Annotated in this window: 12 protein-coding genes; 8 read left to right on the top strand and 4 right to left on the bottom strand. The window is 41.5% G+C overall.

Going from position 1 to position 12,987, the window contains the following annotated elements:
• Positions 1-50 precede the first annotated feature (50 nt).
• The 3 genes from ACZ8ZH_RS00930 to moaA form a co-directional block, all read right to left on the bottom strand.
• Positions 51-1,268: a molybdopterin molybdotransferase MoeA gene (locus tag ACZ8ZH_RS00930; RefSeq protein ID WP_086209122.1), complete on the bottom strand. Its 1,218-nt coding sequence runs from the start codon at positions 1,266-1,268 to the stop codon at positions 51-53.
• The gene (moaCB, locus tag ACZ8ZH_RS00935; RefSeq protein ID WP_086209121.1) at positions 1,265-2,188 is read right to left on the bottom strand and encodes a bifunctional molybdenum cofactor biosynthesis protein MoaC/MoaB; all 924 of its coding nucleotides are present in this window, start codon (positions 2,186-2,188) and stop codon (positions 1,265-1,267) included. The genes ACZ8ZH_RS00930 and moaCB overlap by 4 nt, the downstream gene beginning before the upstream one ends.
• Positions 2,189-2,327: 139 nt before the next feature.
• Positions 2,328-3,350 (bottom strand): GTP 3',8-cyclase MoaA, encoded by a 1,023-nt coding sequence (moaA, locus tag ACZ8ZH_RS00940; RefSeq protein ID WP_119063283.1) that lies wholly within the window; start codon positions 3,348-3,350, stop codon positions 2,328-2,330.
• A 362-nt stretch (positions 3,351-3,712) separates the two neighbouring features.
• On the opposite strand from moaA, the gene ACZ8ZH_RS00945 reads away from it, so the two are divergent.
• From ACZ8ZH_RS00945 to ACZ8ZH_RS00970, 6 genes are all read left to right on the top strand, one after another.
• A complete protein-coding gene (locus ACZ8ZH_RS00945) occupies positions 3,713-6,124 on the top strand; it encodes an FdhF/YdeP family oxidoreductase (protein WP_119063282.1) in 2,412 nt (803 codons plus the stop codon).
• Positions 6,125-6,214: 90 nt separating this feature from the next.
• The gene (gene fdhD, locus ACZ8ZH_RS00950) at positions 6,215-7,015 is read left to right on the top strand and encodes a formate dehydrogenase accessory sulfurtransferase FdhD (protein ID WP_119063281.1); all 801 of its coding nucleotides are present in this window, start codon (positions 6,215-6,217) and stop codon (positions 7,013-7,015) included.
• A 410-nt stretch (positions 7,016-7,425) separates the two neighbouring features.
• On the top strand, positions 7,426-7,776 hold the full coding sequence (locus ACZ8ZH_RS00955) for a winged helix-turn-helix domain-containing protein (protein ID WP_086209117.1): 351 nt from the start codon (positions 7,426-7,428) through the stop codon (positions 7,774-7,776).
• A gap of 288 nt (positions 7,777-8,064) precedes the next feature.
• Positions 8,065-8,808: a molybdate ABC transporter substrate-binding protein gene (gene modA / locus ACZ8ZH_RS00960; protein ID WP_416332342.1), complete on the top strand. Its 744-nt coding sequence runs from the start codon at positions 8,065-8,067 to the stop codon at positions 8,806-8,808.
• The gene (gene modB / locus ACZ8ZH_RS00965) at positions 8,808-9,500 is read left to right on the top strand and encodes a molybdate ABC transporter permease subunit (protein WP_119063279.1); all 693 of its coding nucleotides are present in this window, start codon (positions 8,808-8,810) and stop codon (positions 9,498-9,500) included. Before modA ends, modB begins: the two co-directional genes overlap by 1 nt.
• A gap of 4 nt (positions 9,501-9,504) precedes the next feature.
• Complete coding sequence (locus ACZ8ZH_RS00970) at positions 9,505-10,122, top strand: ATP-binding cassette domain-containing protein (RefSeq protein WP_086209114.1); 618 nt, start codon at positions 9,505-9,507, stop codon at positions 10,120-10,122.
• 47 nt (positions 10,123-10,169) lie between these two features.
• Here ACZ8ZH_RS00970 and ACZ8ZH_RS00975 read toward each other — a convergent pair whose 3' ends face one another.
• Positions 10,170-10,583: an Mpo1-like protein gene (locus ACZ8ZH_RS00975; RefSeq protein WP_119063278.1), complete on the bottom strand. Its 414-nt coding sequence runs from the start codon at positions 10,581-10,583 to the stop codon at positions 10,170-10,172.
• Between the two features lie 67 nt (positions 10,584-10,650).
• On the opposite strand from ACZ8ZH_RS00975, the gene ACZ8ZH_RS00980 reads away from it, so the two are divergent.
• Positions 10,651-11,502 carry a helix-turn-helix transcriptional regulator gene (locus ACZ8ZH_RS00980; RefSeq protein ID WP_119063277.1) on the top strand — a complete coding sequence of 284 codons (852 nt, stop codon included), beginning with the start codon at positions 10,651-10,653 and terminating at the stop codon, positions 11,500-11,502.
• Between the two features lie 155 nt (positions 11,503-11,657).
• Positions 11,658-12,434: a class II aldolase/adducin family protein gene (locus tag ACZ8ZH_RS00985; protein ID WP_086209111.1), complete on the top strand. Its 777-nt coding sequence runs from the start codon at positions 11,658-11,660 to the stop codon at positions 12,432-12,434.
• Positions 12,435-12,987: the final 553 nt, after the last annotated feature.

The following is a 12,987-nucleotide window of genomic DNA, read 5'->3' on the forward strand; positions in this document are numbered from 1 at the left end:
CATCGGCAGCATTGTTATTGTTGGTTAGAGATAAAGACCATCAATCGACCTCATATCGAAATAAAATCAACATAGTCCATTGAAACGGGAGCATCGGCTCGGGCAGGAATTCGAACAATCACATTGGCCTGATTCAAATTGCTCAACATGTGTGATTGTTGCTTTCCGAGTTTGGCAACCGTCAATTGTCCATGTTCGTTCACATTTAACACCATACGTAACAACTGCTCGCGACTGTCTTGTTTTACGCTATCAGTGAAACGTGCTTTTTTCCATACAGGAGCAGGGGAGTCGATCCCTTGCAGTGCCGCCAATACTGTAGAAACATGTACGGCAAGGCAGGTCAGTACCGCCGCAGGATTGCCTGGTAAACCAATTAAGTAAGAGATATGGTTATCTGCTTGATATTCAGCAAAATATAATGGTTTTCCTGGTTTTTGTGCCACCTGCCAAAAGATTTCTTTTGCCCCTAAGGCCATAGAAACAGGACGAATCAGGTCATAATCTCCAACAGAAACGCCACCTGTGGTAATAACCAGATCATAACCATTCATTGCATTGGAAAGCGATTGAGAGAGTAGACTCTCATCATCAATCACATGTTCTAAATGCACATCTGTTAAACCTTGTTCGTTAAGCCATGCCAAGATCATTGGGGCATTGGCATCAAAAACTTTAGATTCATTATCCAATTGGCTACTGACTTCATCCCCTGTAATCAGAACGGCAATTTTGGGTTGGCAGTAAACCTGTACATCCTGAACACCCGCCATACTGAGTGCAGCAATTAGGCCATTGCCTAAGCGTTGCCCTTTTTGTGCAAGCTGAGTTCCAATACTCAGTTCTTCGCCTTGGTAACGAATATCTGCACCTTTTTCTAAAGCTTGATTTAAAACAGCGAGATTATGGCTACGGGTGATAATTTCTTGTCGTGCTACGGTATCTGCTGAATGGGGGAGTTTGCCTCCAGTAAAAATACGAACAGTTTGTCCTGATTGTATTTCAATGTGCTCTGCAACACCTGCCCGAATTTCTCCAATGACCTCAAAACTTGTGACCCCTGCAAGCAAGTCCTCCGAGCGAAGAGCGTAACCATCGACTGCACTTTGGGTAAAGAGTGGCAGGGCAACCGTTGATTCTACATCTACGGCTAAAACATGCCGATGCGCCTGTGCTAAAGGTAAAGTCACGCAAGGTAGTGTTTTGACTGAACGATAATGCGCAAGGGCTTGATCAAGGGTAATTAAACCGACACCTGAACAACTCATTCATAACCTCCCGGATGAGGTAGATCACGGCAAACATCAAAAATATGAACCAATGCAGGTAGAATCGCAGCCATGGATTCACTGGCACCACCACGACTTCCCGGCAATGTAATGACCAATGAGCGGTCAATAAAACCTGCAACACCTCGAGACATTGCTGCATAAGGAGTGCGTTTTTGACCAAAAGCCCGTGCAGCTTCCATGAGTCCATTGAGCTCACGTTCTAGCAAAGGTTGTAAGGTATCGACCGTAATATCTCTTTTGCCGATTCCAGTTCCACCTACAGTAATCACGCAGGCATAGGATTGGGTCAGCTCTAAGACCAAATCTTTTAGCTGAACTGCTTCGTCAGGTAAAACTTGATAATGAATAGGATCGAAACCTGCTTCGGTTAATGTATCTACGACTGAACGACCTGCTGTATCAGGTTTACGGCCTGCTGCAACTGTATCTGATAGTACCAAAACGGCTGCCGAGACTGGCTGGCGTAAATGGCGTTTGAAGTGTGATTTTCCACCTTTTTTCAGGTCTAATTTGCACTGTTGGATAATCAACTCATGTGGTTCACAATGCGGTTTAAGCATGTCATAAATGGTCAATCCAGCAAGACTGGCAGCAGTGAGTGCTTCCATTTCTACACCTGTGGGTCCAATGGTTTCAACTGTTGCTCGAATCACGACACGATCGGTCAAAAGCTCAAAGTCGACATCAGCACGGTAAATGGGTAGGGGGTGACATAGTGGAATCAGTTCATCGGTGCGTTTTGCCGCTAAAATGCCTGCAATGCGTGCAGTTTTCAGCGCATCGCCTTTTTCAGTATTGCCATCGGCAAGAAGTTGTAAACAATGTGCTGGAGCAAGTAACTCAGCACTTGCTGTTGCCACTCGGTAGCTTTCTGGCTTCATGCCAACATTTTTCATAAAATATTCCGAAACATTAAGGAACCGACAGGCAGTTCAGCAGTTTGATCAGTAGACAACGTTTATGACGTATTTAGATAACACAAAAATAAATGCGGATATAGTCGAATGACTGTCGAACTCAAAATTAATCAACTTATTAACCACCTATGGCATGCATACTGATTTTGCGTGTTGGAGCCTGTTGATGTTCGATAAAGCCGGCTTTTTTATGCCATACCGCATTCAAAATATGAGTTTGCAATAAAGAAAGATCTGGTTGTTGAAGTAAATGCCGTAGCGGAGTGCCTGTATTGGCAAATAAACAGCTAAAAAGTTCGCCTGTCGCAGTCAATCTCAAACGATCACAACTCTGACAAAAAGGTTTGCTGATGGTGGAAATGATGCCTAGTTTATAATGCCCATTGAGTAAATAAAGCGTTGCAGGGTCATGTTGTCTGGCTTGTATTTCAACTTGAAAATGAGATCTAAGTTTTTGAATAATTTCATCTTCAGTAATCACCTTTTCTGCACGCCAGTGATCGGGTTGGTCTAAAGGCATATATTCAATAAAACGTAATTCAAATTCTTGTTGGTAGGCCCATTGGGTGAGTTCGACAATCTCATGATCATTCTTTCCTGCCACCAAGACACAGTTGAGTTTGATTGGGATACCTGCTTGTTGCGCCGCAGAAATTCCCCTTAACACAGGCTCAAGTGGGCGCTGGGTCATGTCTTTAAACGTATCTGGATGGATGCTGTCGAGGCTGATGTTGAGATCATCTAAACCAGCTTGCTTTAGCCCTTGAGCATATTTTTGAAGATAAAAAGCATTGGTGGTCATAGAAATACGTTGTAGACCATGGGCTTTGAGGTGATTTAAATCATGAATAAAATTGACAATACCTTGGCGCATTAACGGTTCGCCACCTGTAAGGCGAATGTGTCGAATACCTAGACGCACCATAACCGCACAAAATTGTAAGAGCTCTTCAAAATTCAAGATATCTTTTTTAGCCAACCACTCTGGGGTGTCTGGCATGCAATAACTACAACGAAAATTACAACGATCGGTCAGTGAAATTCTGAGTTTATGTTTATGACGGCCGAACTGATCGACCAACTGTGACAGTCTGCTCATGCCAAGAGCGGGTGTTACTGTTGTTGTAGTCGAACCATCCATAGTTACTCCACGGGTATAAACACACCTTTGGGTTGTGATCAGAAGAGTATGAAATGTTTTATTTTAAATATCAAACAAACGATAGATTGAATTAAATTTATCCTTATTTTCAATAACTTGAGTGGTTTCCTTTAAATGGAGCTACATGTGAGAGAGGGTGTTTGTAATAAATAGAGTGTTGAAATTTAATCCTAAAAGGGGGATATTTTTTATCAAAAGTGTTGTTCAGGGTTGTGCCACACAAGTCAAAGAGTTTTTAAAAGTGCAGGAAAACGGCATCAATAGATAACACGTCCAAGCAATTCGCAAATGATATGAGCAAGTCATTTTTATAGTTTAGAAAATGGATAGAGGACGGTCAGATGGAAAATGTTGAAAACAAAAAGCATGACGATGAGCAGACGAATTATGCACGAATAGAGCCGTATAACAATCCTGCGGGTGGCTGGGGAGCGCTATTAAGTGTAGCCCGAAATTTAAAACGACAAGAGGTCTTCAAAAAAGGCGCCATTACACTTCTCAATATTAACCAACCGACAGGCTTTGACTGTCCCGGCTGTGCGTGGCCTGAAAAAAAAGATGCACATGCCTTTAACTTTTGTGAAAATGGGGCGAAGGCGGTTGCTTTTGAAGCCACATCCAAGCGTGTTACGCCTGATTTTTTTGCCACGCATACGGTCAGTTGGCTTTCAGAACAAAGTGATTTTTTCCTTGAAGATTCAGGTCGTCTAACTGACCCAATGCGTTATGACCCTGTTTCTGACAAATATATTCCAATTTCTTGGGATGAAGCTTTTGCCTTGATTGCAAAACATCTACATGCTTTAGACAACCCAGATCAAGCAACGTTTTATACTTCGGGTCGTGCCAGTAATGAAGCCGCGTTCCTGTATCAGCTCTTTGTTCGTGCTTATGGAACCAATAATTTCCCCGACTGTTCGAACATGTGCCATGAAACCACCAGTGTTGGCTTATTGCACTCGATCGGACTCGGTAAGGGCACTGTCACATTGGAAGACTTTGATATCGCCGATGCGATTTTTAGCTTTGGACATAATCCGGGCACCAACCATCCGCGTATGCTCGGGACTTTACGTGAAGTGTCGCGACGTGGTGGCAATATTGTGGCCATTAACCCCTTAAAAGAACGCGGTTTAGAACGTTTCCAAGACCCTCAAGCGCCTGTTGAAATGATGACCAATGGCAGTACACCCATTAGTCGTTATTATTTCCAACCTAAAGTGGGAGGTGATTATGCGCTCATGTTCGGGATGTTGAAACATTTACGTGAGTGGGACATTCAAGCACTGGCAGTTGGCAAGAAGAGTGTTTTTGACCGATCTTTTATCGAAATGAATACGGTCGGTTTTGATGCCATGATGGCAGAAGTAGATCGAACGCCATGGGCCGATATTCATGCACACACGGGACTTAGTCCTCAACATTTAGAATCTTTATCTAAAATGTATTTGGATGCGAAAACGGCCATTTTCTGTTGGGGTATGGGGATTACCCAACATCGACACGGGACTGCGAATGTTCACATGCTTGCAAACCTAATGTTAGCAAGAGGGCATATTGGTCGATCTGGCGCAGGTCTAGCACCGATTCGTGGTCACAGTAATGTGCAAGGTGACCGAACTATGGGGATTAATGAATTACCCAGCACAAAATTACTCGACAATATTGATCGTGTTTTTGGGATTAAATCCCCACGTCATCATGGTTTTGGTGTGGTGGATACGATTAAGGCCATGTATGAAGGGGCGGTCAAAGTCTTTATTGGTTTAGGGGGAAATTTTGCTGTTGCAACACCAGATACACCCTATACCGAAGCAGGTTTGCGCCGTTGTAATTTAACGGTACAAATTGCTACCAAGCTCAATCGTAGCCATTTGGTCTGTGGTAAAGAGGCATTACTTCTACCTTGTCTGGGGCGTACCGAAATTGATATGCAACTGCATGGCGCGCAGGCCGTGAGTGTGGAAGATTCAATGAGTAATGTGCATCTATCTGCAGGGCGTAATGAACCGGCGTCCGAGAATCTACTTTCAGAGCCTGACATTGTGGCGCGTATGGCAGCAGCCGTCTTGCCAGAGAGTGATATCAAGTGGCAATGGTATGTAGAAAGCTATGACCGTATACGCGATTCGATTGAAGACGTGTTTGATGAATTCCATGATTTTAATGCTCGGGTCTATCAGCCGGGTGGTTTTCACTTAGAGCATCCTGCCAATCAGCATGTGTGGAATACGCCTGTTGGTAAGGCACAGTTTTTAATTACGCCACTGGCTGAAGTGTATGCCGATAAAGAGAATAAATACGCTGAACAATATACAGGAGCTAAAGTCTATACCTTGATGACTACGCGTTCTCATGACCAATACAACACCACCTTGTATGGACTCGATGACCGTTATCGTGGGGTATTTGGTCAGCGTCGTGTATTGTTTATGAATGCTGATGATATTGCAGAAGCAGGTTTTATGGCCGACCAATGGGTAGATATTGAAAGTATCTACTCCGATGGGATTAAACGTGTGGTACAGAGCTTTCGCATCGTGCCATATAACATTCCACGAGGCAGTTTGGCGGCCTATTACCCAGAAACAAACCCACTGGTGGCACTCAGTAGCCATGATAAGTACGCCAAGATTCCTGCCTCGAAAAGTGTGCCTGTGATTTTGCATGCGGGCCATGCACCTGAGCATTTTAATTTGGCACAAGAGGTTGATCCTGAGCACGCTAATGAAATTATGAATCGAGTGGGTTAGACCATAGCCAATGGAATGGCACTTATTTTATATGCTGTCATTTCAATCTTTTAAATGAAGTGCTTTGCAATATGGAAGATAAAAAACAGCATGGATATTGAGACAAAAATGTTGAATTCACAAGGGTATGAAACCGTTGAGATCCAGCGTTTAAATGAAAATAAAGCAGTAGAACAGTCGGATTTTGTGGTGCAAGAGTATCCTATTGCATTGGTTTATAACGGTATTCCTCATGCGGTGATGATGGCAACACCAGCAGATGTTGAAGTGTTTGCGAAAGGATTTAGTTTGTCAGAAGGTATTTTGAGTAGTTTAAAAGAATTATATACACTGGATGTTCAAGATACCCAGTTTGGGATTCAGGTCGAGATGGATATTTCTACTCGCGCCTTTATGATGCTGAAACAACATCGACGCATGATGGTGGGGCGAACAGGCTGTGGACTCTGCGGTATTGAAAGTTTGCAACAGCTACATTTGAATCTGCCAAAAATTACCACTGTCGTTTCAGATGTATGGCTGACGCAAATTCCTTATGCAATTTCACAACTGAATATTCGCCAAAAAATTACCCAAATGACGGGTGGGGCACATGCGGCGGCATGGGTTGAGGCGGGGGAAATTGTGGCGCTATTTGAGGATGTCGGACGGCACAATGCTTTAGATAAGTTACTGGGATATATGGCGCAAAATCATCATGATGTGCGTCAGGGTTTTGTGGTCATGACCAGTCGGGCAAGTTATGAACTCATTCGTAAATGTGCTCAACTCAATATTGGTTTATTGGCGTGTATTTCAGCACCGACCTCAATGGCCATAGAAATGGCTAAAAGATCTGGGTTGCAGTTGGCAAGTTTTTGTCGTGGGGATGGTTTTGTTTTATATACTTAAGCTGAATCTGAGAGAAAATACCTTACAGAGGCTATGCGGAGGCATTCGCTACACTGTTTGAGGTTGAATCATATTGTATATATTTTTTTAAATAATATTAAAGGCTTATTGGTATTTGTCGAGTTGGTGGTTGCTCAGTATTTTTGCGCTTGGATGATCTCTAACTTATCCCGAAAGCCTCGTGTGCTAAAAATCACACAGGTCGAATTGAAATGTGATTTAAATCTATTTCAAACCCAGGGCAAGATGACGTAAGTTAGCCTTATATCAAGATTTATTTCGAACAGACCTTAACTTTATGTTGTAAAGTTAACTTTTATAGAAAACAAAATAGTTTGTCTTTAAGTTAGATTTATTTTTTAAATCATAGCTATTTGTTTCAATGACTTATTTTTATTTGAGTGACAGTGATGCATGATGCCAAATTAAAATTACAGCTTAGAATTTTATGGGATGAAGAAATTGCCATAGGCCCAGGCAAGGCTCAACTTTTAGAAGCAATTCAACGTACAGGTTCAATTTCACAAGCCGCAAAAAGTATGAATATGAGCTATCGCCGTGCATGGCAGTTGGTTGAAACCATGAATCATAGTTTTCAACAAGCCTTAGTGGAAACTCAAAAAGGAGGAACACATGGTGGTGGAGCTCATGTTACCAATTTTGGTGAAGCTATTTTAAGCCAATACCGACAGATGGAACAAAACGCACGTCATGTCATTGAGTATGACTTTCAAGCGATTGCCCAATTTCTTAAACAATAGTGGATAACATCCAACAATAATCTTTAGACAGCTGAATGTTTTTAACATGCAGCCGTCTAAAGATTATGAGGGTCAGATTGAATACAAGACCTTTGTCTGATCTGTCAGCTTATAAGCGCAATACTTATCACGTGATTAGAACCCTAACCATCTCGTTTGAATGATAAATAATCGTTGTCTGGAATTGACGTTGCATATATATCCATATATTTTTAAAAACATATCGGTCATTTTGTAATGTAAAAGGGGAAGATGGTGCTGCTAAACTTTAAGAAGAAAAGTATTCAAATGCTATTATGTTGTGGGCTTATTGTTGGTGTGCAAGCACACGCAGAGCAAGCCATTACTGTTTATGCTGCAGCCAGCTTAACCAATGCAATGACAGATTTAGATGCATTATTTGAAAAACAGAAGAACATCCAAGTCAAAACTTCTTATGCAGGATCGTCGACTTTAGCAAAACAAATTGAGGCGGGTGCACCAGCAGATGTATTTGTTTCTGCTGATGAACAATGGATGAATTATTTACAAAATAAAAAGCTCATTGAGCCAAATAAACGAGTGAATTTACTGGGTAATCGACTGGTTTTGATTTCACCTAAATCGAAACCTGTAAAAATTAAAATGGATAAAAGTTTTGATCCATCTACCGCATTTCAAGGCAAACTCTGTACAGGCGATACCAAAAGCGTCCCTGTGGGAAAATATGGCAAACAAGCACTGACATCGCTGGGCTGGTGGTCGAAACTGGAACCTCGTTTGGTTGAAACTGAAGATGTCAGAGCCGCACTTAACTTTGTGGCACGGGGTGAATGTCAGCTTGGGATTGTTTATGCGACAGATGCCGCGATCAGTAAAGATGTGACGGTCATTGGCGTATTTCCGATCAATACCCATACTCCAATTATCTATCCTTTAGGCTTAGTCAAAAACAACCCAAACGCTGTAGCTTTTTATCAATTCTTACAAACGAAGCAGGCAAATGTAGTGTTTAAAAAGTATGGCTTTACTGTTTTATCGCCAGCGAAGTGATGATGCTTGCCTTATCCACTGAAGAAATTGAAGTACTCAAACTTTCCTGTCAGGTTGCTGCCACCTGTCTGGCCTTTAGCCTGATCCCTGCATTAGCGGTGGGTTGGGTGTTGGCACGTAAAGACTTTTTTGGTAAATCTTTATTTGAAACCTTGATTTTTTTGCCACTGGTTTTACCACCTGTTGTTCCAGGCTATTTACTTCTACAAGTCTTTGGAAGTAATGGTATTTTGGGGAGGTATCTGGAACCGTTTGGATTGAATTTTGCATTTAACTGGAAAGGCGCAGTTTTGGCTTCAGCCGTGATGGGCTTTCCACTCTTGGTTCAGTCGATTCGTTTGGCCATTGAACTGGTGGATCAACGTTTGGAAATGGCGGCCAAAACGTTAGGCGCTTCATCCTTCGGCACATTCTTTTATGTTACGTTGCCTCTGGCCAGTAGTGGGATATTGGTGGGGGCTATTTTGTGTTTTTGTCGCAGTCTGGGCGAGTTTGGTGCAACCATTACCTTTGTGGGCAATATTGCTGGAGAAACGCGAACTTTACCTTTAGCCATGTATAGTTTAATGCAACAACCTGATACCGAACCTGCGGTGTGGCGGCTGATTATATTGTCATTAACGGTGGCTTTTTTTGCTTTGTGGTTTGCCCAATGGTTTCATCGTTATCAGAAAAATAAGCGAGGGCATTAAGGCCATGATTGATTGTCATATTCGGCTCAATTTAGGCAAATTTGAACTCGAGCAAAGCTTTAAGTCCGAACAGAATGTAGTGGGTTTATTTGGAGCTTCGGGTTCAGGCAAAACCAGTATTTTGCATGCAATTGCAGGTTTAAATACACCAGTAAGTGGTTGGATTAAAATCAAAAATCAGACGTGGTTTGATGCAGAACGTAAGATCAACTTGAAGCCACAGCAACGCCGTGTCGGTTTGGTGTTTCAGGATGCGCAATTATTTCCGCATATGAACGTCATGCAGAATTTATTGTTTGGTTATAAACGTATACAGCCTGACAGTCGACGATTTGACCCAGATTATATTGTTGAATTACTTAAACTCAATCATTTGCTGAGTCGTATGCCAACCAAGTTATCGGGGGGCGAAAAGCAACGGGTAGCCTTAGGTCGAGCACTATTATATTCACCTAATTTATTGTTATTAGATGAGCCTTTATCTGCACTGGATGCAGCCCATAAACAAGAAATTATTCCCTTTTTTCAGAAAGCTCAGCAGGAAACTGCAATTCCAATGCTCTATGTTAGCCATGACATGGACGAAATTAAACAACTTACCCAACAAGTTTGGCTGTTGTAGGATTGATGCAACGGCCTGATTAAGATAGGGGACCGTTGCGATTTGACTTACCAATCTACGCGTTTGAGTAATATGTCTTTATACATTTTAAAGTCACAGACTAAGCTAAAGAATGGTTGTTTAAACGTGGCTGGTTTATTATGTTCAAAAAAGAAATGACCGATCCACGCAAAACCATAGCCGACAACAGGCAGAGCCCACAGGACTTTTGGATTTTTAGTCATCGTTGCGATGGCAGCAACTCCAATCACGCACGTTGTTCCAACAAAGTGTAAACGTCGGCAAGTGGAATCTGCATGCTGTGAAAGGTAGAAAGGATAGAATTCTTTGAGGGTTTTATAACGCCCATCACTTCCAATCATTTGTACAGTAGGGTTCTGAACCCGAGTTGCAGAAAGCTCGGCGCTGTTCACGAGATCTTGTGTATTATTTTTAACTTGGGTTTGGGTATTATGTAACATTTGCTCTTCCTTTAGTATTTACAAGATGTATTTTTAAATAGCTTAGTGCGCATGGTCTTGAACGAATATGCTATTTCCAAGGAAGGAGTCGAGTGTAGTGTCGCAAAACCAAAGCCAAGTTTATGCTTGGGACGGGTGTATTTTGTATGTGACCCGCGAACACTTAAATAATGCCCATGCCCATTTTCCTGCGTTATTGCAAATTGGTCTAGGCACACCGTTTGCGATTACTTTGGGTCAACACGTTAGAAGTTATCACGATATTGTCGTTATGGCGCCGAATGTAAATCACAGCACCGACTCAGAAAACCAGCCTTATCTTGCTCTTCTAATTGACCCAGATCATGCGTTGTATCGTTACTTACATCCCTTGTTAAATGGGGAATCTTTTCGCTCTTTGCCTGCATCAAGTCTTGCGTCTTTACATCCTCAGTTTCAGCAACTCATCGCAGGTCAGTTCAGTTTCGATCAGGCCAAACAGTTGGTTTTGGATATATTGTCTTGCTTAAATCCAAACACGTTACCGAGTTTGCCTTGGGATATTCGAGTGTTACAGAGCTGCCGCTATATTCAACAATGTGTTCCACAGCAGCACCCCACAGTGGCTGAAGTCGCTGCTCATGTAGGGTTATCTGAATCGAGGTTGATGCATTTATTTAGCCAGCAGTTGGGAATTTCGATGCGACGCTACATTCTATGGCTACGTATTCGCTATGCCATAAAGCTTTGGGCGGCAGGAAAGAGCTTAATTGAGATTGCATTGGGAGCGGGTTTTTCCGATCAGGCGCATTATACGCGAACCCTGCGTAGCATGGTCGATTTTGCCCCGTCTATGCTAAAAGCAAAGACCCTTCTTGTGAGTGATGCAATTTCAAATGAGGGAAAAACAAACTTGAGCAAGCATTTTATCACTCCTTGAAATAGCAGAATCATTCAAGACTTATAAGTGTGTATTAGAAACAATGCTTTTGTTTGGCGTTGATGGTCTGGAGGGATTAACAGTTTGGCACGGCTAAACTTTTCTTTGAGAGCGTCATACCAACATCATGGATAGATCAACATAGAGATATAAAAATGACAAATTTAAATGCGATAAAAAGTATAAAAGATGTTGTATCTGAAAAAGAGTGGGATGCGCGTTGTCAGCTTGCAGCGCTGTACCGCTTAATTGCACATTTTCGTATGACCGATTTAATTGATACTCATATTAGTTTACGCGTACCCGATGCAGACGGACATTTTCTGATTAATCAATATGGTATTCCTTTTGAGAAAATGACAGCTTCACATTTGGTGAAAATTGATTATGCAGGCCATACTGTTGCTGATTATGATCAGGGAAAATTAGTCAATACAGCAGGCTTTGTAATTCACTCTGCTATTCATGATGCGCGACAAGATGTGCACTGTGTGATTCATACTCACACTGCAGATGGTATAGCTGTGTCTGCACAAAAGCAGGGCTTATTGCCTCTATCACAGCATGCGTTAAAGTTTTATAAAAAAGTAAGCTATCACGAATATGAAGGTGTGGCGTTATTAACCGAAGAACGTGAACGTCTGGTTAAAGACTTAGGGCAAAATCGAGTCATGATTTTAAGAAATCATGGTTTGTTATCGACTGGTGATTCGGTTCAACGTGCTTTCCATGAAATTTACTTTCTTGAACGTGCTTGCCAAGCTCAGATTAAGGCGATGGTGGGTGGTGTGGAACTGCATCTTCCTTCTGAAACCGTGTGTCAGCACACGGCCCAACAGTTTGAAAGTGAAATGATTGAAATGGTGATGCTGAAAGCATGGAATGCAGCTCTGTCGCTGATTGAACATCAGCGAGATGACTATTGCGTATAAGTCGGTTTTGACTCTAATGCATGATTTGATTTGATTTATTTGTACTTTGGATGTGATGAGATAATTATCATAAATTCATTGCTTTAGGATGTTTTTGTTCAATTGATCAGCTATTTTTAGCGATGGGTGATATACGGCTTAAAGCTGTTTTTATTCTAACAGTCTGTATTTGAAAATAGTTGTTCTTATACTTCATTGAGTTATTGTCTTATTCGCTATTTCTTGTCATAAAAAGATATTTTGTATTTTAGTTTAAATTGGGTTTTCTTATTCATATTCCTCAATAGCTACAGGATTTCAATAGATGTTGTTAGATATGATTAGACATAAAAAAGGCTTAAACTATTGCAGTTTAAGCCTTTTGATATCCCGTTGGATGCTACGAGAAACTAATTTGGCGAAAGAGGGATTCATATTTTTTATTTAATTAATTGTAATATATTAAATAAAAATAATTTTTATTATATTAGTCCCCCAATCATCCCCCATTGTATAATTTCTTGAGTTAATTTTGTATTACATCTGAATGGTACTGCTACCTTTAGAATTGAAA

The sequence above is a fragment of the Acinetobacter sp. SW-226 genome (genome assembly GCF_055632855.1).

What these genes read in the sequence shown, in the direction of transcription:
- modB (WP_119063279.1), top strand. Translation starts at nt 8,808, where the DNA reads ATGATGCTTGCCTTATCCACTGAAGAAATTGAAGTACTCAAACTTTCC.
- moaA (WP_119063283.1), bottom strand. Translation starts at nt 3,350, where the DNA reads ATGGATGGTTCGACTACAACAACAGTAACACCCGCTCTTGGCATGAGC.
- ACZ8ZH_RS00970 (WP_086209114.1), top strand. Translation starts at nt 9,505, where the DNA reads ATGATTGATTGTCATATTCGGCTCAATTTAGGCAAATTTGAACTCGAG.
- ACZ8ZH_RS00955 (WP_086209117.1), top strand. Translation starts at nt 7,426, where the DNA reads ATGCATGATGCCAAATTAAAATTACAGCTTAGAATTTTATGGGATGAA.
- ACZ8ZH_RS00985 (WP_086209111.1), top strand. Translation starts at nt 11,658, where the DNA reads ATGACAAATTTAAATGCGATAAAAAGTATAAAAGATGTTGTATCTGAA.
- fdhD (WP_119063281.1), top strand. Translation starts at nt 6,215, where the DNA reads ATGGATATTGAGACAAAAATGTTGAATTCACAAGGGTATGAAACCGTT.
- ACZ8ZH_RS00930 (WP_086209122.1), bottom strand. Translation starts at nt 1,268, where the DNA reads ATGAGTTGTTCAGGTGTCGGTTTAATTACCCTTGATCAAGCCCTTGCG.
- ACZ8ZH_RS00945 (WP_119063282.1), top strand. Translation starts at nt 3,713, where the DNA reads ATGGAAAATGTTGAAAACAAAAAGCATGACGATGAGCAGACGAATTAT.
- modA (WP_416332342.1), top strand. Translation starts at nt 8,065, where the DNA reads ATGCTATTATGTTGTGGGCTTATTGTTGGTGTGCAAGCACACGCAGAG.
- moaCB (WP_086209121.1), bottom strand. Translation starts at nt 2,188, where the DNA reads ATGAAAAATGTTGGCATGAAGCCAGAAAGCTACCGAGTGGCAACAGCA.
- ACZ8ZH_RS00980 (WP_119063277.1), top strand. Translation starts at nt 10,651, where the DNA reads ATGCTATTTCCAAGGAAGGAGTCGAGTGTAGTGTCGCAAAACCAAAGC.
- ACZ8ZH_RS00975 (WP_119063278.1), bottom strand. Translation starts at nt 10,583, where the DNA reads ATGTTACATAATACCCAAACCCAAGTTAAAAATAATACACAAGATCTC.